This window comes from Marinithermofilum abyssi (assembly GCF_014641195.1).
GTDB lineage: Bacteria > Bacillota > Bacilli > Thermoactinomycetales > DSM-45169 > Marinithermofilum > Marinithermofilum abyssi.
In genome coordinates, this window is the sequence record NZ_BMHQ01000002.1 from 150,743 (window position 1) to 170,424 (window position 19,682).

A 19,682-nucleotide genomic window follows, 5' to 3' on the forward strand; every position below is an offset into this window, starting at 1 on the left:
TTTAATCCCTCGCCCGGCTATGGGCGGGGGTTTTTTGTGCGCCGCGGAAATTGTCTAAAAACACCGGCTTTTGTATGATAAAGTTGTATACATAGGATTTCTGAAAGCGGGGGAATACATTGATTCGTTCACTGTGGAAGCAAGGGCATTGGCCTAGTTTGCTTGCCAGTTTTCTGTATTTTGACGTGAGCTTTATGGTATGGGTATTGCTCGGCGCATTGGGCGTCGTGATCAGCCAAGACATTCCGATGACCGTATTCCAACAAGGCCTGATGGTAGCCCTTCCCATTTTAGGGGGCTCCATTTTCCGAGTCTTGCTGGGATGGTATTCTGATCGTTTCGGAGCCAAACGCGCCGGAATGTTGGGCATGTCCGCCTCGATGGTTCCTCTCTTTTGCCTGTGGATCGGCGGTACCCGTCTGCCGGAGATCTATGCTTACGGCTTCCTGCTGGGAGTCGCCGGTGCCTCCTTTGCTGCCGCTCTTCCGCTGGCCAGCCGTTGGTATCCCAAAGAGAATCAAGGACTGGTCATGGGCATCGTCGGTGCCGGCAACAGCGGTACATTGTTAGCCACCTGGTTTGCACCACGTTTGGCGCAAATCTTCGGTAGTTGGCATGCTGTATTCGGCGTCGCACTGATCCCGATGTCGATCATCCTTCTGTTATACCTTTTCGCAGCGAAAGAGCCCGTAATGCAGCAGACCAAGTCCTCCCAGGCATCAGATTTCATCCGGCTGTTAAAAGAGAAAGACACTTGGTTGTTTTGCTATTTTTACAGCATTACCTTCGGTGGTTTTGTCGGTTTTTCCAGCTTTCTGCCGTTATATTTTCATGGGCAATTCACCCTTTCGCCGCTACAGGCTGCCAATATAGCCGCCTTGTGCGTATTGTCGGGCAGCTTTGTCCGTCCGGTGGGCGGATGGCTGGCGGATCGCATCGGGGGTGTCTCCTTATTGAAAGGACTCTTTTTTTCTATTTCTATCATGTTGGGAGTATTGCCCTTTCTTCCCTCACTGACGCTGCAGGCGGGCTGTTTCTTCGCGTTGATGGTGTGCCTCGGCATGGGCAACGGGTCCGTGTTTCAACTGGTTCCCCAACGATTCCGACAAGAGATCGGAACCGTGACCGGACTGGTGGGTGCTGCAGGCGGCGTGGGAGGATTCTATTTGCCTTTTTTGCTGGGCTTAGTGAGAGAACAGAGCGGTTCTTTTGTTCCCGGCTTTATATTTCTCTGCGCTGTCGTGGGAATCGCCTGGGGGTGCTTGCTCGCCGTAAAACAACAATGGCTTTCCCAATGGGCCGACATTCGTCGCACAACAACTCAATTCCAGCATGCAGCCGAAAAGTGAGGAGTTCATATGAAACAGACACAATGCCCCTACTGCAGTATTCAGTGCACCTTTCATATGGTGCAGGAAGAACATTTCTATCGTGCCTCTCCTAACAAACAGGATCCGGTGGTTCACGGAAAATGGTGCGCTAAAGGGATGCATGCCCATGTCCCGGTGTTGGGTGAAGAGCGGTTGCAAACCCCTTTGCTACGACAAAAAGGTAAACTGGTACCCGTTTCCTGGGAAACAGCGCTTCACTGGTTCCAGGCCAATGTGCGCCGCATTCAACAGGAGCATGGCAAAGATGCTGTCGGTGTGTACGGCGGAGGATCTCTGACCAATGAAAATGCCTATCTTCTCGGTAAGTTTGCTCGTGTCGCCCTCGGCACTCGTTATATCGATTACAATGGTCGGTATTGCATGTCTTCCGCCGCTGCCGCTGCTAATCAAACCTTTGGGATCGACCGAGGATTCACGAATCCATTGTCCGACCTCCCACATGCCCAATGCATCCTGCTCGCAGGAACCAACATCGCCGAATGTCAACCCACGCTGATGCCATATCTGCTGCAAGCCAAAGCCAACGGGGCTACGCTGATCACCATCGACCCGCGGAAAACCAACACGACCAAGATCGCTCACCGTCATCTCTCCATCCGACCCGGATCGGATGCCGCTTTGGTCAATGGTTTGCTGAAAACGATCGTAGAAGAAGGTTACGTAGATTGGGAGTTTGCCCAAGCCCATGTTGATGGCTACGAGGCCGTCGTGACCCATGTAAGGAATATCTGCTGGACGGAAGTTGAAAGGATTACCGGTCTTCCCAAAGAAGATATCCAACAGGTGGCACGTACTTTTGGACAAGCAGCAACCGGCTTCATCCTGACCGCCCGGGGAGTGGAACAGCAACCCAACGGTGTGATGAACGTCCGCAACTATCTCAATCTCCTCTTGCTAACGGGCAATATCGGGAAGAAAGGGGCCGGTTATGGTGCTGTCACCGGTCAGGGTAACGGACAAGGCGGAAGAGAGCACGGCCAAAAAGCAGACCAACTGCCGGGCTATCGCCACATCGACCACCCCGATCACCGGCGTCACATCGCTGACATATGGGGCATCCCTGAATCAGAGCTGCCGGAAAAAGGGGTATCGGCCTATGAGATGTTTGACAAAATCCTGGAGGGAGATATCCAGAGCCTAATCGTGTTTGCCAGCAATCCGGTTGTCTCCAGCCCCCATGTCCACCGGGTGAAAGCCGCTCTTCGGCAACTAAAAGGGTTGGTGGTCGTCGATCTCTTCTTGTCTGAAACGGCACAAATGGCTGATCTCGTTCTGCCTGGATCATCCCATCTCGAAGATACGGGGACCATAACCACATTGGAAGGGCGTGTCACATTGCGGGAGGCGGTCATCCCCTCTCTGCCCGGTACCAAACAAGACTGGGAGATCATGCAGGAGATGGCCCATGCTCTTGGAAAAGAGAAAGGCTTTCGTTTTGTCAACAGCGAAGAGATCTTTGAGGAGCTCCGGCGGGCAAGCCAAGGAGGAGTTGCTGATTATAGCGGAATTTCCTATCAGCGCATCCGACAGGAACAGGGAGTGTTTTGGCCCTGTCCTTCTGAAAACGACCCCGGCCGGAAGCGTCTATTTGAGGATCGGTGTTTCTACCATACCGATGGCAAAGCCCGGCTGGTTCCCGTTGCTCACACCCAGCCCCAGGAGCAGCTGGATCGCCAGTATCCGTTGGTCCTGACTACGGGAAGGATCACCCAGCACTACCTGACAGGCGTACAAACCCGGCGCACCCCTGCCTTGCTGCAGAAAGCTTCGGAACCTTTCGTGCAAATGCATCCCGCCACAGCAGAGAAATGGGGGGTAAAGGATGGAGAGATAGTTCGAATCACCAGCCGCCGAGGAACGGTGGAACTCCGTGTACAATGCACGGACTCCATCCGAGAAGACACGGTGTTTGTGCCCTTTCACTGGGGAGAAGAGCAGTGCATCAACCGGCTGACCTCTCCATTGCTCGATCCCGCCAGCCGGATGCCTGCTTTTAAATACTGTGCGGTTCGCATCGAACCGGCAGAAGCAGCCAGCCACAAGACCAAAGAGCTGGCGGAAATCTCCAGTTGACCGCCAAAAGGAGGAACCATGCACCCAACTACCTCTGTATCTCTGTCCAACCAACACGTTATCCGCCTCATCGATTTATGGCGAAAAATCGATTGGTTTCCCGGCGAGGAAGAAACCCGGCTGTATTTTGCTGCCGGTGGAAAAGGAAAGGGGTATGTCGGTAAATATGGGAAACTCATCGCCAGTGGTTTTTTATTCCGGCTATGATACATGGGCGACAATCGGCATGGTGGCCGTCGATCCGGACAAGCAGCGAAACGGACTGGGCCAAGGGGTTTTACAGCAATTGCTCCAACATGCAGATGCTTCTCTTCCTTGCAGCCTGGTGGCCACACTGGCAGGGGTTCCTCTCTATCGCCAATGCGGTTTTCAAACCATAGAGCATATCTATAAAGTGACTGCCGACAACTGCTCCATCTGCCATCCCAACAAATCGGCACAACGATTACCGTAAAAGAAACTCACGAGCTGTCAGCAGAAGAGCGGCTTCAGATCATCCAACAGGATCGACACGCCACCGGAGCCTGTCGGGACAAACTGTTACACGCCAAATTGGATCAAGCACGAGCCATCGCCATGATGCGCGATGGCTCAGGAATCCTGACCGGCTTTTCCCTGGCAATCCCTCAACCGGAAAGCACCGGTTTTGGGCCTGTGGTAGCCCCGGATCCAGGAACGGCTGCTCATCTCATCAGTCACCTGTCGCAAGAAATCCCCCCACCCTATCGTTTGAATGTCCCGAGCCGTCAGGAAACATTATTACACAAACTGTCCCACATGGGATTCAGCCACGCCAACCCGGAGCCGCCCCCTTGATGAGCCGCAGCGGCGTTCCCCTTCCCGGTCGTCGGGAATGCTATTTCGGCTTGGTATCTCAAGCATTTGGGTGAAATTTCATTGCACGATCCCATTCACCACATGAGGACAAACATCAAGGTATTCCCTCGCAAAGTCTGCCAGGATTTTATCTTGGGTCACCAATCGTGTATTTTTCGCTTCACTTTACTTATATATTGGTTTCTACCTTCCGATTGTTCACATCGAGCTTGTTGTCTACATAGTCCTTTGGAACAAAACCTGGTGCATCGGTACATTCACTTTTACATAAAGCGTGTGGAAGTAAAACAAATGAAGTGATGGGAGTTTCAAAAATGACTCCCCGGCCCCAAATTCGCCTTCGATCTCTACTGTTCATACTCAACCTCCCATGGGAATGCTCGAACTCGCCAGATCTCTATTACCATGGCGATTTTTGCTGTGAGTGTCATTTCAGATAATCCATTCCTTACATCTCAAACGTGGTACTGTAAGCTACTCCCTTACCATAGGAATAATATGATATCTCAAGTATGCCAAAATAAGGGGGGGGTTGAGTGAGTCAACAACGAAGAAATAGCGGAAAATTAATTTCTGACTATATCGTCATAGGAACTGGTCCAGCGGGTGCCGTCATGGCAAAGACTCTGACCGATGATAAAAAAACTTCTGTTCTTGTTTTGGAAGCAGGGGAAAATAACGATAGAGACCAGCCGATCAGAGATTCTACATTTGCTTTGGAACTTGAAGAACGTTTTTTCCCACAGTACTTTTGGCAAGGAGAGGGGGTGCCTCAAGAAGAGGTTGATGAACGTTCTTTTGAGTGGACCACGGGTCGACTCTCAGGAGGTGGCTCTTCGATCAACGGTGAACAGTATGTACGACCAACACCAACCGTTTTCAGGGAATGGGAAAGGCTCCTGGGGACTCTTTGGTCACCCCGACAGGCTATCATTAATTTCAAAAAGTTGGAGAAATACAACGGAAAAACCAATAATCCTGAGGTTCGTGGATTGAATGGAAGGATCGACATAAGGCAGGCTCCAGTGAATCCCACCGCCATGGCCAAAAAGCTGGTTTTAGCCATAGAGCAGGTGACGGGATTTAAAGAAATTCTGGATTATAATGATCCTAAAACACCTCTCGGCCCCTTTACTCGCTGGCAATTATTTCAGAAGCCAAACGGCCGACGAGAAAGCTCATCAACCGCCTTTCTTTCATCAGATATCATGACCCCTGACGGTCGTGGTGTAAACGGTCGGAGGTTGAAGGTTTTTTTTAAGTCCACGGCTCTTCGCGTGCTTTTTAACCATAGACGCGCGGAAAGTGTGGAATTCCTCAAAGAGGGTAAGTGCATTCGTGCTTACGCTCGCAAGAAAGTCATTGTTTCAGCAGGGATCAATAGCGCCCAGCTTTTAATGCTTTCCGGAATCGGGCCTGCCAAACTTCTCAGAGAAGCAGGCATTTCCGTTGTCTTCGATAACCCCAACGTGGGTAAGCACCTCAGAAATCACACGCTTAACTCCGCGGTTTTTACCGTCAATCCAAACGATAATCCAATACCTCGCGATGATCCAAATGCTCTTTTCACAGGCGGTGCTTTCTTGCCTGACCCAACGCCCGGGGCAGATCAAAATCGTCGGGGGGTACAGCTCATAGGAATCGGCTCGGATGACTCATTAACCATCGGGATCATTTTCCTGCGACCAAAAAGCCGTGGATCCATTAAAATACAGAGCAATGACCCATTGAAAATCGTTCTTGCAGATGAAGGTTTTCTTGAAGATACCGCCGACTTGGAAGCGGTAAAAAACATCTACAAGATTTATATCAGGAATATAGCGGCAAAGTTGACGGCCATTGATCCGACATACCAGCTCCTTTCACCGACCCTGGACATCATCAATGACGACGCCGAGCTTGAAAAGTTTATCAAAGAAGATTTCGGACATAACCATCACCAACAAGGATCTCTTCGAATGGCACCTCTTACAAAAGGGGGGGTCGTTGATCAGCGAGGGCGGGTTCATGGAGTAGAAGACCTAATAGTTGCTGATGATTCCATAGTTCCATTTACCGCAGATGGCAATACTTCAGCCCCAGCGTACCTCATTGGTTTTACAATTGCGCAACAATTACTTAAACAAAAGTCACAGGTCAAACGTAGTGGCCGAGGCAGTCGGAATCTAGAAGATTGGGAAGAATAATTAAAGTAGTAGCGGGCGTGAACAAAAGTTTCATTTGTCACGATGATCGCATAAGGGTCACCGTACCATTTCATTTCGGATCCTGTCCGGCGGCCCGCTCAAAACACTCTCCTCAGGAAAAACGGTCAAGCTCCCACCCTTCACAGCTTGACCCAGACAGCGGAACCTGCGACGGATCCCTTGCCATGAACCTTCGAAAGTTCGATTTGGGGGCGGTCACTCCCGGGGAGTCAGCGCCATCCACTGGTTCAGCGACACGTCGGCAAAGCGGTTACTTTTGAACATCTCCAGAAACCACCGGCTTTGGAAACAGGTGTTCTGGATGTAGTGCCCGAAAGCGAACGGTACGTATCCTACATCACCGGCCCGAGGTCTGTAGGGAACCGTCACTTTGGCCGAAGTGCAGCGGCAGAACGCTCCCCAGTCTCGATTGGATTCTCCGGGTAGCTGATCCAGTCACTCCAGCTCCCCGGATACAACCGGCCTCCTTTCACCCCTGCCAGATGCAGCGCAAACAGATTGGCACAGGCTGTCACACCGGAACCGCAATAGAGAATAGGCTGCTCTTCCTCCCGGAGAAAGTCCCACTCTTTTTTTAGCTCGGCGGGGCTTTTCCAGTGCTGCCCTTCTGCCAGGTTCTCCTTCCAAAAACGGTTGACCGCTCCCGGTATATGGCCCGCTTTTTGGTCGATGGGCTCCCGTATGCCTTGGTACCGGTCCGGCTCTCGGGCATCCACCAGCAGCCCTGAATGCCGCTTCACTTCATCCATGTCCACTTTCATCTCACTCTGCACCCGGGGAACAAAGCGTGTGAGCTTCGGCGTCACCCCCTCCTGGCTCACCGGGTAACCGTGATGCACCCATCCGCTGAAGCCCCCATCCAATATGGCGACCCGATCATGTCCCATATACCGTAGCAGCCACCACAGACGGGCCGCCATCGCTTCCCCCTGATCGTCATAGGCAACCACTTTTTTACGCTCATCGATGCCGGCCCGACCCATCGTTTCCGCCAGAGTTTCCTCATCCGGTAAGGGATGACGTCCGCCGTGCTCTTGAACGGGACCGGACAGATCACGCTCCAGATCCAGATAAACCGCACCGGGAATGTGTCCTGCTTCATATACCCGACGACCTGCCTCCGGATCGGCCAAATCAAACCGGCAATCTGCGATCACCAGATCCGGATCATCCAAATGCTCCCGTAACCATTGGGGAGAAACCAACGATGAAAAAAACATAGTAGAACCTCCTTTTTTCTTACTCTTTCGCAATACATCCCGCAAATCCTTCATCGAACAAACAAACCGCCCATTAACCTCGGGCGGTTTCGGCATGTTTATGAAAATTCAGCTCCGGAAATCGGGAATCCCCCGCAACCGGCACTCTTCAAACAGCTCGATCGTCTGGGGCTCCACCCCTTTGGCGCAATCGATCCACATAACCGCGCGGTTGCCGCTGTCAGCGTCCGATAGGAGGTGACCGGGTCACCCGGTGTCCCTGGTATTTCAAACTCCAACACGCTGAAAGTGACGGAAATCTCCCGCTTCTTTTCGATTTTCAACCAGTCCGAAGTGACGTGTCCGGTTGGTTTTGCGCCCTTTCACCGAACCCGCTTCCCGGTTCGCTCCGCCAAACAGCAACAGCTTCTCGTCAAGGTGGTTTTTCCCGCATCCGGGTGTGAAATAATCGCAAAGGTTCGCTGCTTGTTGACTTCCGATTTCATCGAGATATCCCTTTCATCATCACTCCAACGATATATCACATCCGGCTCTCTCCGGCATTCGGCATGGAGATCATTATCCGCTATAATAAGGACGACGAAAGAAATGAGCAAAGCGGTGAAGGACATTGTTGGAGTGGACGGGAGAACGGATCATCCCTGAACAGATGAAGCCGACCAACGGCATGTTGCTGGAACACTTGGCCCGTTACTATTTTGCCACCCCCTACGTCCGGGGACGGGTGTTGGATATCGCCTGCGGCACGGGATACGGTACCCATATGGTCGCCAAAACCTGCAAACAGGATGTGGAAGAAGTGATCGGAGTGGACATCGATCCCGAGACGATCACCTATGCCAAGGGACAATACTACCACCCCAAGTCTTCGTTTCGGGTTGCGGATGCCTTGGATCCCCGCCTGCCGGAACAACTGGGGCGCTTTGATACCATCCTCTCTTTTGAAACGATTGAGCACTTGTCTGACGACCGCCTGTTTATGCAGCACCTGTGGGAGATGCTGCTTCCCGGCGGCACATTGGTTTTGTCTACCCCTTTTGGCAGCGGACGCGGCAAGCCCACCACCGAGCCCTTTCATGTGCATCAGCTGACACCGGAAGAGTTTGCTGATCTTTTCCACGCCTATTCCGAGGTGGAGATCTTTTATCAACGGGGAGTCACCATCGAACCGCCCCGCAAAGGCGTTCGCTATCCCTTGGGAGTCGCGGTGTGTGTCAAGTGATGGCCGAGGCGCCAAAGGAATGCTTCGCGTAGCGCCTTTATCCACGGTCCCACATGTTTTCGCTGGGTACGTGTGTACTTAACAGAAGGGTTTCCTGCTGCTCCTATCCGACTGCTGAAACTTTTGTCAGCAGCTTCGATGGACGACCCTTAAACGTGACGTACCCTGGCTTGATGCGCAGGACCGAGACAAAAAAGGGAGGGACGGCACGGTCTGCTATCCGGAAAATGCGTTAGCCCACCTTCATCTTTGCTCATGATCAAGGTACTGTAAGTTAACGCCGTTTTGACTGTGCCGTTCCGTATTCCTGAAGATCAATAAGATCAAGAATTAGATTCCTCCAGCAATACATTGAGAATTCTATAATCCCCGCGGCCAAGTTCACCATGGTGTTTACCGCAAAGGTGGCTCGATAGGGAGGGAAAGGTTTCAAGCCGGGAAATTCCGATCATTCACGGGCATTGGCGGGAACCAGCCATAGAAGTAAACCTTTTCAAGCAACCCAGTCCGACAAAAGACTCACCAGCACTAGCATACCCGTATACACCCACGTCGTCCCAAAGAGCACCCGGATCGCTGCCTGAATATGTTCCGGCCGCCGGGGCATCACCGGCTCCCCCATCTGCGCCCGGTGGGAGGGGACGCCGCGGTACCAGTTGGTTCCGCCGAGCCGGATACCCAGGCCCCCGGCCATTAACGCTTCCGGAATGCCGCTGTTGGGGCTGGGATGACGGCGGGCATCCCGCCGATAGGTATGCCACGCCCGACGGACAGCAGATGGCCCAGATATCAGAAAAAATACCGCCAACATGGGGAGGATGGTCAGCCGAGCCGGTAGCCAATTGGCAAGATCGTCGAAGCGGGCGGAAGCCCACCCCAGATCGCGGTAGCGCTCATCTTTGTATCCCACCATGGAATCCAACGTGTTGACGGCCCGGTAAGCGAGTGCCAGGGGCGCTCCTCCGACCGCCGCATAAAAGAGGGGAGCCGTCACCGCATCCACGATGTTTTCCGCTACGGTCTCCACCGTCCCGCGCACCACTTCGGATTCATCCAGTTGTTCGGTGTCCCGCCCGACGATCATCGACAACTGCTTCCGAGCCTGATCGAGACGCCGGAAAGCCAATGCTTCATAGATTCCCCGGGCAGCATCAGCCAGCCCTTTGGTGGCGATGGTAGTTGCGATCAAGAGGATTTCCAGCCCGAGGGCCAAATAAGGTGAAACCCTCTCCGCTGCGAATAACAGCAACTCTGTTATGCCATATACGCCGCCAACCAGTATCATAGGAAACAAGCACCCTGCCATGCGAGCCGCCGAGGGAGTGGAAAGGGGCACCCACCTTCGGATGCCCTTTTCCATCCAAGTGATACATTTGCCCATCCCCACCACCGGATGGGGCAACCACCGGGGATCGCCGATTATCCGGTCCAACACGTATGCTGCCAGCAGTGTGACAGCCCGCATCATCCGATGATCTCTCCTTTGCGTTCCTGCGCCAGTTGGACAGCACTGCGGACGGCGTGATAGACTTCCCGGCCCAGGATTTGTCCAAAGGGACTGGCGACTCCCGCATAGTGATGGGTGACTCCCTCCACTGCTTGTTGCGTAGAGGCGACAATGACTGCATCGGTAGTGGTCCCGGTAGCGAGATCCCCTTCCGAATCCCGCACTTTCAATTCCTGCAAGGCCGCCGCCTTGGCCTCCGAAGCAGTGATGACCGCATTGACCATCGCAGCATAGGTTAACTCGCCATCCACGATCAACATCATATTGATGGTTCCCGGCCTCGGATAATCCAGATACGTCGGTCCCGCTTTACCTGCACGGGCCGCATTGCTCACCCCCGCGGTCACGACCGTGGCCAGGTGAAACCGGTACCCCTCCGTAACACGTACTTGTGCATCCGCCAGCCTAGCTGCGGTCAGCAACGCCACCGTCTCTCCGATATGCCATCCTTGGCGGATCAGCCATTGGCGGGCTTCCTGTCTCGGATCATCTTCACAGTAATCCTTGGGTACATGCCGATTGATCAAACGCCGGGCCTTACGCAATCCGCCTCCCCACAGCGCACTGCTCAGAACCGTCAACGGCTCATCCCATTCAACCATCAAGTACTCGAAGTCGCGTGTCAGGATGATCCTCCGATGATCAAACAAAATAGAACGGGTTTCTTTCAACACAATCCCCTCTCCATTCCATTGTCCTTGCTATGCGTCCTTATCCCATTATTCGTACAATACCGGTATATCGGTCAGCATCACCGCCCGCTTCACTCCTTATCGTCCTTGACCTTTACATCCTCAGACCAAGCTGCCACACGCCACCCGCGTCCTGTGTCCTCTACAGCCACCCAACCGCCCGGCGGAATCTGATCCTCCCAAAAGGTATGGGGTGCTTGCCTCACCTCCCATGACAAAAACCAACGGATCGGTCCTCCGTGGGTGATGACAGCAACTGTCTCGTCCGCTTTTCCGGATGTTCTCTCCTCATGCAGCCATGCGGCCAAGCGCTGGCACATTTGCTTCACACTTTCCCCTCCGGGTGGGGACTGCTGCTCCGGATCATCCAACCAACGCTGCAACCCGTTGGGATCCTGTTGCTGGATTTCATCAAAAGTTAGCCCTTCCCACTCCCCGAAACCAAGCTCCCGTAGCTCCGGACGCACGCTCCATGAAGCAGAGGGAAAGCGCTTGTGCCAAATGCGTGCGGTATCCATGCACCGTCTCAGGTCGCTGGTCACCAGACGGTCCACCCAACCCTTCCACTGGCAGGCTGTCTCCTGGACCCGAATTTCTCCGTCCCGCAACAGCGGCAGATCCCAGTGTCCGCAATACCGCTTGGTCCGATTAGCTATTGTTTCTCCATGCCGAATCCAAATCCACTTCATAGGCCATTCCCCCGCATCCAGCCGAGCCAGGTAAGAAGGACTACTGTCTCCACGATCTCCACCAACGCCCCGTATACATCCCCGGTCAACCCGCCCAAACGTCGGGTAACCCAAGCACAAAACAGCGCCGTCATCGCGATCGCAGCCAAAGCAAGAACCCCGCCGGAAACACCAACGATCACCCATGTCAACCCCAACGAAAACAGAAATGCGATCAGCCAGCTGGATCGTGTAACATGAAGCCCGGTTCCCATCCCTTTTTCCCGTAAGTAGGGATATCCAGCCAGCGCCCACACCAACGCAAACCGTCCCCATACCGGGGCCAGGATCAGCGGCGCCGCCAGCGAGGCGGACAAAGGCACCGATGCCGCTACAGATACTTTGATGAAAATTAGAAAAATCGCCGCCAATACACCCATCGCTCCGATCCGGCTGTCTTTCATAATCTCCAGCATTCTCTCCCGGTTCCGATAAGAACCCAACCCGTCAGCCGTATCCATGAGACCGTCCATATGCAAGCCGCCCGTGATTAAAACCCACCATCCAATCACCAGCACCCCGCGCACCCAAGGGGGGAAATGAGAAGCAATCCCCCAGTCGAAAGCGGCTGCCAAACCTCCAACGATCAGTCCAACCAGCGGGTAATAGACCGGACTGTTTCGCCAAGCGGCTTCATCCACCCTGATCGGAACGGGAATGCGTGTCAAAAAGGTAATCGCTGCCCACAATGGCTTCATCCTTTCAACCTCCTGGGAATGCCGGAAGCGACCAACCATACTTCATCTGCCGAACGTGCTACTGTTTGATTGACGGTTCCCAGTGCATCCTGGAACACGCGGGCCATTTTGTTGGGAGACACCCCTCCCAATCCCACCTCGGACGTAACCAGTACAGCGTCTTTCCCTTGCAAACTCGCGATCAGCTTTTCCGCTTCCTCCTGCATCTGTTCCTCAAATTCGCCTCGGTCCGATTCCAAAGCCTCTTCGGATTGCTCCAACAGGAAATTGGCCACCCAGGTGGACAGATCATCCACCAAAAAGCAAGGTTTTTCCCGTTCATTGCGGAAGCACTCCACCAAGCGGAGAGGCTCCTCCACCAGTCCCCAATCCCGGGGGCGACGGCTTTGATGAAGCTCCACTCTCCGTTTCATCTCCCCGTCCTTCGCCAATCCGGTTGCCACATAGACGACCGGCTTCCCTTCCGCCATTTTGAGACACTTCTCTTCAGCGAACCGGCTTTTGCCGGAACGGATGCCCCCCGTCACCAAACAAATCACCGCTGATCCACCCCCACTCTTCCCAGAACGCGCCGAAGAGCTTCTACCAACCGTCGGTTCTCCTCTCGGGACCGGACCGCCACCCGTACATACCGTTCATCCAAGCCGGAATACGTGGAACAATCCCGGATCATAATGCCTTGCCTTCCCATCCGCTCCTGAAGCCATTGGGCCGTAAATCGTCCACGGGGTTGATCCGCCAGTTTGAGGAGAAAATAGTTGACCTCACCAGGAAAAACTTCCACTCCATCCAGTTGATCCAGCTCCCGCAGCAAAAATGACCGCTCCTCAGTAAGCCATGTGCGGGTTCTTTTTTCAAAATCACGGTCTTTCAGTGCCGCCACTCCCGCCGCTTGTGCCAACCCGTTGACACTCCAGGGAATCTGGTACTGCCGCAAGCGTCGAATGTTATCCGGATGGGAGACGGCAAACCCGAGGCGCAGCCCGGGGAGCGCATAAAATTTGGTCATGGATCGGAGCAATACCGTCGTCGGAAACACGGAAATCCGCCGGATCAACGAATGTTGCTCCCCGTGTTCCACAAAGTCCAAAAAAGCTTCATCCACCACCAGCACGGTTCCCGCCTGTGCGGCTTCTTCCGCTGCCTCTTCCAGCAACGCCAACGGCAACAAGGTGCCTGTCGGATTGTTGGGATGACCGAGATAAACCAGATCCGAACGGTGAATCAGCTGCAGCAGCTGCCTCCTGTCCGGCTGCCAACCCCGCTGGGGATTGACGGTGGCCGTCACGATCGGCAGGCCTCTTTTTTCGGCAGCAGCAGCATATTCAGCGAAAGAAGGGAGCATGAGTCCCACCCGATCGGGTTGAAAAACCGCCGCGGCCAAATCGATCCACTCAGCGCCGCCATTGCCCACCGCCAGATACTCCGGTTCTACATCCAACTTTTCTGCCAAGGCTTGTCGCAGTCCGCGGCAGTCCGGATCCGGATATTGGGACAACAGCGGTACGCCCGAATCCTTTAACGCTTCCTGCAGCAAATGGACCACCGACTCCGGCGGCCCCAACGGATTGATATTGGCACTGAAATCCACAAAGTCCGCCGGGTGGATCCCAAACCGTTCCCCGGCTGTCCACCGGTCACCTCCATGACCAAACTGCTCCAATCTATTCAATCTCACCCCGTCCTTTCCAGCCGTTTTTTATATTATTAATCTGATGATGCCTTTCCCCACCTGACGGATAACCGATCCTATGAGTCTAGGATTGCGAATGAATGCCCAGTTCCGAGAGCAAGGCCATCTCCTGCGATAAACGAAGTGCCGCATCCATCAAAGGAAATGCCAACACGGCCCCGCTTCCTTCTCCCAGCCGCATCTCGGCGTCCAGCAGAGGAGTAAGGCCCAACTTTTCCAACACGATCCCGTGCGCCGGTTCTACTGACAAATGAGAAGCAAACAATATTTCCCTGACCTGCGGTGCCATATGTACCGCTGCCAAAGCAGCCACAGAAGAAATCAGGCCGTCGATCACCACGGGAATCCGATAAAACGCTGCTCCCAGCATAAATCCCGCCATCGCAGCGATTTCCAGTCCACCTACCTTGGCCAGAACATCCATCGGATCAGAGGAATCCGGCTGGTTGATACGCAAGCTTTGCAGAATCACTGCCGCTTTGCGTCGGACCCCCTGGTCACCCAAGCCGGTTCCCATCCCTGTCAATGTCGTCGCATCCCGCTGAGTCAACACGGCTGCCACCGCTGCAGCCGCTGTGGTATTGCCTATGCCCATCTCCCCGGCGGCCAACAGTTGTACGCCCTGCTCTTTTGCTGTCTCCGCTTGCTTCCAACCGACGGCCAAGGCTTGTTCCGCTTCCGCCCGGCTCATGGCCGGTCCTCGGGCCATATTGGCTGTACCTGGACGCACCCGGACATTGACGACCCCTTTCGGTACCCGGTCTGCCTTACTCCCTACATCAACCACTTTCACTTCCGCCCCGGCTTGACGTGCCAGCACATTGATCGCAGCTTGTCCACGGGCAAAAGTCTCCATCATCCAACCCGTCACTTCCGAAGGATAGGCACTCACCCCTTCCTCCGTTACGCCATGATCGCCGCAGAAAACGACCACCCGTTTATGTACCATCTCCGGTTGGGTGGATGCTGTAATCCCAGCCAACCGAACAGCCATCTCTTCCAACCGGCCCAAGCTGCCTTTCGGTTTAGCCAAGCTGTCCAACCGCTCTTGCATCCGTTTGGCAAAGCGGGGATCGGGAGTCGGAAGGTTTTGTAAATGGGCAGATAACTCTTCCCAATTCATAGATACATCCTCCTTACGCTATAGGTCCCCTTGTTTATTCTACTCTCCTATTTTGTCATCTATCATCCTATGTGAACAGGTCCGATTCTGCCGTTTATCCGTCATATATTGACTCGGGTCTGTCTGGATCACTTGTTTTAGGGGGGCCGATCCTGTGTGGCCGTCTCCGATCTCTGGCCCCAGATTCATGACAAAACTTTATGATCACTTCGACTCTTTGCCCGTTGCTACCTTTCCTCAAAAGTCGCTGCTCAGGCAAAAGAGTTCTTCAGCTCATGTCAAAAAATTTTGTCAGCAGTCTCGGCCCCTCGAAAGGGGCCCTACTTGGAGTACCGTTCCCGCATCTTCTGGTTAAAAAGCTTCCGATCCTTCCCTTGGTATACTTAGGGTTTTCCAGGTAGCACCTTTGATCTGCCGGGCCAGAACCACCATCTGCCCTACGTGGAAGGCATAGTGCGCCAGTTGCCGTTGAACAGCCTGTATAACCGTATGCGGTTCGTTTCGGATCGTCACGGTTCGTTCCAGATCCTCTGTTTTAAGGGAACGCAAAGTACCCAATGTGACTTGCCATCCTTCTTCCCACAAACGCAGCAATTCTTCCCTAGACCAGGATCGTTCCACGAACTCCTCCTCCCGGTTTCGATCGGGCTTTTCCCCATCACTGGTCAAAAAATCCGTCCAGCGGGAAATCATGTTGCCTGCAAGATGCTGGACGATGACGACAATGCTGTTGGACTCCGCATGGGGACGCCAGTGCAGCTCCCGCTCATCCAACTGGGCCATCGTCCGTTCTCCCGTGTCTTTCAATTTCTCAAACTCCCGGATGGTGACTTGCAAAAATTCTTCTCCCAGCCTCACCTAACTACCCCCCGCTTCGTTTTTCCATTGCATCATTCGTTTTGTCCTCCGCTGTTTTCCTGTCGCTGATTCTCTGACCGAAAGGACATCCCCCATTCTTTCCCTAACCCAAAATCATGGCGAAAATGATAGATAAGCGGGCTCCACCGTTTAGAAATCGCGGAGAAAAAGAAAAAAGAGAATGAAAGAAACCGCATAAAACAAACCCAGCTTCCAATCTTGTTGGATAGCTGGGTTTTTCTCCTTGATCCATCCCTACGCCTGAACTACTTGTTCCTTTTTCACCCGGCGTAGGAAGAAAAGTTCATACAACACCGGGATAATCACCAAGGTCAACAATGTGGAAGTGGTAAGCCCTCCGATTACCACCACAGCCAGTCCTTTAGAGATCAAAGTTCCGGAAGAGGTGGTGAAAGCCAGGGGCAGCAAGGCTGCAATCGTAGCGAATGCTGTCATGAGAATCGGACGCAGACGGGTTTTGCCTGCTTCCATCAACGCTTCTCGCAGGGTCATGCCTTTGTCTTGGTTTTGCCCCACACGGTCTACCAACACGATGGCATTCGTCGTCACAATGCCGATCAGCATCAAAACGCCGATCATCGCGCTGATGGACAGCGGCTCTCCCGCAATGTAAAGTCCTCCGATCGCTCCCACAGGAACAAAGAGGAGCGACGAAAGAATGATAAAGGGAATCCGGGCTTTGCCAAAGGTGACCAGCATCGTCAGATAAACCAGCCCGATGGCGACAATAATCGCCAGGCCCAACTCCTTGAAGGTTTGCTCCGTTTCCTCAGAGCCACCTCCGGCATCCAGAGAAACATCATCTGGCAGATCTACCTGTTGTTTGACCCCTTGGATGACAGCCTCGGTCACCTGTTGGGTGTTGTCCCCTTTCACTTGACCGCTGACTTGTGCATATACTTTGCCGTTCAGCTTTTGAATGGAAGTAACCTTTTCCGCTTCCTTCACATCCGCGATGCTGGAGAGAGGAATCATCCCCTTTTTGCCCGGCACGCGCAGATCTTCTAGGTCTTGGCGGGAATCCGCGGGTTTATCGTATATGATACGGATATTCCGCTCTTTGCCGTCCAGCTTGAGATCTTCCACATCCACCGGTTTGGTTTGATCCGCTACCAATCCGAGCACCGTGGAGGAAGCCACCCCCGCTTCCGATGCTTTTTCCGGATCGATCTGGACGACCCACTGCCGTTGTTTTTCCTGGAGGTTGTTGGTGATGTCCTTCACATCGTCCCGTGTCTTCATATATTTCTCCACACGAGCAGCCGCAGTTTGGAGTGAGTCCAGATTATTGGAGTACAAGTCGATATCCACATTGTTGTTCGTCGGCGGCCCGCCGGCTTTCAGCTCCTGCAGGGAAACGACACCTTTCGCATGGTTCTCTTTCAGGACATCTTTGATCTCCGAGTCCAGCGTCTTGATCTCCCGGTCGACATCGACGCCTTCGTTCAAACTGATAAAGTAGTTGCCCTGGTTTTTCTTTTCCAACCCGGTTCGAAAGTCCCGGCTGCCCACGCCAACTGTGACGGACTTGATTCCTTTTCGGTTCTCAAATACGTTCTCGATCTTTCGCGATACCTCATTGGTTTTTTGCAGCGTGGTGGCGGAAGGGAGCTCCACCGTCCCGATAATGGTTTTTTGCTGTTCATTCGGCAGGAAGGTAAAGCCCAGACTCGGCACCAGGGCCATCGATCCTACTAGCAACGCCAATGAGGTAAACACCACCAGGAACTTATGGTTCAACGCAGACCGGATCACCCGGGCATAGGCTCGCTGCATCCAGCCTTCCTGATGTTCCCGCCCCACCTTGTCGAAGGAGAATTTGCCCAGGATGGGGACCACCGTGACTGCCACCAGCAGCGAGGCGAACAGGGCTACCACTACGGTGATGGCAAAAGGCCGGAAGAATTCTCCCGTAATCCCGCCGACAAATCCGAGGGGCAGGAAGACCACCGCCGTCGTAATGGTGGATGACACAATCGCCTTCAGCACTTCCCGGGTGGATTCCACTGCCAGCTCATCCCGGTTTTCCGACCCCTTTCCTTGCCGAATGCGCCGGAAAATATTTTCGATCACTACGATGCTGTCATCCACTACTCGACCGACAGCCACTGCCATTCCGCCCAGAGTCATGATGTTCAACGTGATATCCAGCCGTTGCAGGAAGATCGCCGCTACAAGCAGGGACAAGGGAATAGAAATGATGGCAATGATGGTGGCCCGCAGGTTGCGCAAGAACAACAGCACCGCCAACGAAGCGAAAAGGGCTCCGAACAATCCTTCCCGAACCAGGGTTTCCACCGATTTTTTAATATCCTTGGCTTGATCAAAACCGATGGAGTAGTCTACCTGGTCATCGTAATCCTTTAATACCTGAATCACTTTGTCCGCTACTTCAACTGTGTTGGCTCCCTGTTTTTTTGTCACGGCGACGGAAAGAGACGTTTTCCCGTTAAACCTGGTGTAATCATCTTGCTGGGATGCCGTCTCTACTTTGGCAATCTCCCCCAACTTCACATCGCCGGCAGAAGCCGGAGCAGCCGCTGCACCGCCCTGGGCACCCAAAGCCCCATTTATCCCGCTGGGAGCACCCGGTCCCTTAGCACCGGCACCGCCGGGTTCACCTGGAGCTGGCGCGCCCGGCGTTCCTTGACCGGCTCCTGAAGAACCGCTTACGGTGAGGGATTTCAGCTCATCTACTGTATCCAGTTTCTCCTCCACCCGAACCGGCACTTCGATGCTGCCATCCTTCACCGAACCGGCAGGAAAGGAGATCGCTTTGTTTTCGATCGCCTGCTTCACCTGTTGCAGGGTAACGCCTTTTTGAGCAGCCTTCTCCTTATCCAGGGTAATCTTCACCGCTTGTTCCTTGGTGCCGCCCACGGATACGCTGTTTACCCCGGGAACTTTGGAGAGACGGGGCTCGATCTCTCTTTCAAATACCTTTTGAACATCGGTATCGCCTTTGGCAAAAAGGGAAATATTGTAGATCGGGAATGTTCCGAAGGAGAACCGGTTTATTTTCACATCCGCGTCATCGGGTAGTTCTGCCTCCTCCACTTTGGACTGGATGTCCTGCTCCACTTTGTCCATATCGGTGTGGAAAGGGAACTCCATGTTAATCACGGCACTGCTGTCAAAGGACGAGCTGTCCATTTTCTTGACCCCGTTGATCTTTTCAAATTCCTTCTCCAGCTTGCTGGTTACCTGTTCATTCACATCCTGGGGTGAAGCTCCCGGATACACAACCTGTACGGAAATTTGTGGAAACTCGATATCCGGCAGCATATCCACTTTGAGCGCCTGAAACGAAAATGTCCCCGCGATAATCAGCAAAACCGACAGGATGAGAATCGCGACAGGGTTTTTCAAACTGAAACGGGTAAGAAAATTCATCTCCGCCTGCCATCCTTTC

The 19,682-nt window shown here is 53.6% G+C and carries 17 protein-coding genes and 2 pseudogenes; 7 read left to right on the top strand and 12 right to left on the bottom strand.

The annotated features are described in order from the left end of the window. Window positions 1-119 precede the first annotated feature (119 nt). The 6 genes from IEW70_RS02945 (at window position 120) to IEW70_RS02965 (ending at window position 6,487) form a co-directional block, all read left to right on the top strand. On the top strand, window positions 120-1,349 hold the full coding sequence (locus tag IEW70_RS02945; RefSeq protein ID WP_229751792.1) for an MFS transporter: 1,230 nt from the start codon (window positions 120-122) through the stop codon (window positions 1,347-1,349). 9 nt (window positions 1,350-1,358) lie between these two features. Next, a complete protein-coding gene (locus IEW70_RS02950) occupies window positions 1,359-3,464 on the top strand; it encodes a molybdopterin oxidoreductase family protein (RefSeq protein ID WP_188646439.1) in 2,106 nt (701 codons plus the stop codon). A gap of 18 nt (window positions 3,465-3,482) precedes the next feature. Then, on the top strand, window positions 3,483-3,671 hold the full coding sequence (locus IEW70_RS17725) for a hypothetical protein (protein WP_229751793.1): 189 nt from the start codon (window positions 3,483-3,485) through the stop codon (window positions 3,669-3,671). Beyond that, window positions 3,631-3,918 carry a GNAT family N-acetyltransferase gene (locus IEW70_RS02955; RefSeq protein WP_188646440.1) on the top strand — a complete coding sequence of 96 codons (288 nt, stop codon included), beginning with the start codon at window positions 3,631-3,633 and terminating at the stop codon, window positions 3,916-3,918. Before IEW70_RS17725 ends, IEW70_RS02955 begins: the two co-directional genes overlap by 41 nt. A 41-nt stretch (window positions 3,919-3,959) precedes the next feature. Next, window positions 3,960-4,280, top strand: coding sequence for a GNAT family N-acetyltransferase (locus tag IEW70_RS18360; protein WP_373285907.1), 321 nt, complete (start codon window positions 3,960-3,962; stop codon window positions 4,278-4,280). Between the two features lie 635 nt (window positions 4,281-4,915). Further along, entirely contained in the window at window positions 4,916-6,487 is a 1,572-nt protein-coding gene (locus IEW70_RS02965; RefSeq protein WP_229751818.1) for a GMC family oxidoreductase, read from the top strand. Between the two features lie 219 nt (window positions 6,488-6,706). Here the strand turns inward: IEW70_RS02965 and IEW70_RS02970 are convergent. The 3 genes and pseudogenes from IEW70_RS02970 to IEW70_RS02980 all read right to left on the bottom strand — a co-directional run. Next, window positions 6,707-6,856: pseudogene (locus IEW70_RS02970) on the bottom strand (oxalate decarboxylase); the annotation flags it as partial. 17 nt (window positions 6,857-6,873) lie between these two features. After that, window positions 6,874-7,728 (bottom strand): sulfurtransferase, encoded by an 855-nt coding sequence (locus IEW70_RS02975; RefSeq protein ID WP_188646442.1) that lies wholly within the window; start codon window positions 7,726-7,728, stop codon window positions 6,874-6,876. Between the two features lie 117 nt (window positions 7,729-7,845). Further along, window positions 7,846-8,219, bottom strand: a pseudogene (locus IEW70_RS02980) (GTP-binding protein); the annotation flags it as partial. A gap of 158 nt (window positions 8,220-8,377) precedes the next feature. On the opposite strand from IEW70_RS02980, the gene IEW70_RS02985 reads away from it, so the two are divergent. Next, on the top strand, window positions 8,378-8,950 hold the full coding sequence (locus tag IEW70_RS02985; protein ID WP_188646699.1) for a class I SAM-dependent methyltransferase: 573 nt from the start codon (window positions 8,378-8,380) through the stop codon (window positions 8,948-8,950). Between the two features lie 493 nt (window positions 8,951-9,443). Here IEW70_RS02985 and cbiB read toward each other — a convergent pair whose 3' ends face one another. From cbiB to IEW70_RS03030, 9 genes are all read right to left on the bottom strand, one after another. Next, window positions 9,444-10,418, bottom strand: coding sequence for an adenosylcobinamide-phosphate synthase CbiB (gene cbiB, locus IEW70_RS02990; protein WP_188646443.1), 975 nt, complete (start codon window positions 10,416-10,418; stop codon window positions 9,444-9,446). After that, a complete protein-coding gene (locus IEW70_RS02995) occupies window positions 10,415-11,131 on the bottom strand; it encodes an adenosylcobinamide amidohydrolase (RefSeq protein ID WP_188646444.1) in 717 nt (238 codons plus the stop codon). Before IEW70_RS02995 ends, cbiB begins: the two co-directional genes overlap by 4 nt. An 89-nt stretch (window positions 11,132-11,220) precedes the next feature. Next, window positions 11,221-11,838 carry a histidine phosphatase family protein gene (locus IEW70_RS03000; RefSeq protein ID WP_188646445.1) on the bottom strand — a complete coding sequence of 206 codons (618 nt, stop codon included), beginning with the start codon at window positions 11,836-11,838 and terminating at the stop codon, window positions 11,221-11,223. Continuing rightward, the gene (cobS, locus tag IEW70_RS03005; protein ID WP_188646446.1) at window positions 11,835-12,575 is read right to left on the bottom strand and encodes an adenosylcobinamide-GDP ribazoletransferase; all 741 of its coding nucleotides are present in this window, start codon (window positions 12,573-12,575) and stop codon (window positions 11,835-11,837) included. Before cobS ends, IEW70_RS03000 begins: the two co-directional genes overlap by 4 nt. After that, window positions 12,572-13,114: a bifunctional adenosylcobinamide kinase/adenosylcobinamide-phosphate guanylyltransferase gene (gene cobU / locus IEW70_RS03010; RefSeq protein WP_188646447.1), complete on the bottom strand. Its 543-nt coding sequence runs from the start codon at window positions 13,112-13,114 to the stop codon at window positions 12,572-12,574. The genes cobS and cobU overlap by 4 nt, the downstream gene beginning before the upstream one ends. Beyond that, the gene (gene cobD / locus IEW70_RS03015; RefSeq protein ID WP_188646448.1) at window positions 13,111-14,247 is read right to left on the bottom strand and encodes a threonine-phosphate decarboxylase CobD; all 1,137 of its coding nucleotides are present in this window, start codon (window positions 14,245-14,247) and stop codon (window positions 13,111-13,113) included. The genes cobU and cobD overlap by 4 nt, the downstream gene beginning before the upstream one ends. Window positions 14,248-14,332: 85 nt before the next feature. Then, a complete protein-coding gene (gene cobT, locus IEW70_RS03020) occupies window positions 14,333-15,391 on the bottom strand; it encodes a nicotinate-nucleotide--dimethylbenzimidazole phosphoribosyltransferase (RefSeq protein ID WP_188646449.1) in 1,059 nt (352 codons plus the stop codon). A 351-nt stretch (window positions 15,392-15,742) separates the two neighbouring features. Further along, entirely contained in the window at window positions 15,743-16,249 is a 507-nt protein-coding gene (locus IEW70_RS03025) for a DUF1572 family protein (protein ID WP_188646450.1), read from the bottom strand. A 255-nt stretch (window positions 16,250-16,504) separates the two neighbouring features. Beyond that, window positions 16,505-19,663: an efflux RND transporter permease subunit gene (locus tag IEW70_RS03030; RefSeq protein ID WP_188646451.1), complete on the bottom strand. Its 3,159-nt coding sequence runs from the start codon at window positions 19,661-19,663 to the stop codon at window positions 16,505-16,507. Between the last annotated feature and the right edge of the window lie 19 nt (window positions 19,664-19,682).

Coding starts and splice junctions, on each gene's coding strand:
- IEW70_RS03000 (WP_188646445.1), bottom strand. CDS start 11,838: ATGAAGTGGATTTGGATTCGGCATGGAGAAACAATAGCTAATCGGACC.
- cbiB (WP_188646443.1), bottom strand. CDS start 10,418: ATGATGCGGGCTGTCACACTGCTGGCAGCATACGTGTTGGACCGGATA.
- IEW70_RS02985 (WP_188646699.1), top strand. CDS start 8,378: ATGAAGCCGACCAACGGCATGTTGCTGGAACACTTGGCCCGTTACTAT.
- IEW70_RS17725 (WP_229751793.1), top strand. CDS start 3,483: ATGCACCCAACTACCTCTGTATCTCTGTCCAACCAACACGTTATCCGC.
- cobS (WP_188646446.1), bottom strand. CDS start 12,575: ATGAAGCCATTGTGGGCAGCGATTACCTTTTTGACACGCATTCCCGTT.
- IEW70_RS02965 (WP_229751818.1), top strand. CDS start 4,916: ATGGCAAAGACTCTGACCGATGATAAAAAAACTTCTGTTCTTGTTTTG.
- IEW70_RS03030 (WP_188646451.1), bottom strand. CDS start 19,663: ATGAATTTTCTTACCCGTTTCAGTTTGAAAAACCCTGTCGCGATTCTC.
- IEW70_RS02955 (WP_188646440.1), top strand. CDS start 3,631: ATGGGAAACTCATCGCCAGTGGTTTTTTATTCCGGCTATGATACATGG.
- cobT (WP_188646449.1), bottom strand. CDS start 15,391: ATGAATTGGGAAGAGTTATCTGCCCATTTACAAAACCTTCCGACTCCC.
- IEW70_RS02950 (WP_188646439.1), top strand. CDS start 1,359: ATGAAACAGACACAATGCCCCTACTGCAGTATTCAGTGCACCTTTCAT.
- IEW70_RS02975 (WP_188646442.1), bottom strand. CDS start 7,728: ATGTTTTTTTCATCGTTGGTTTCTCCCCAATGGTTACGGGAGCATTTG.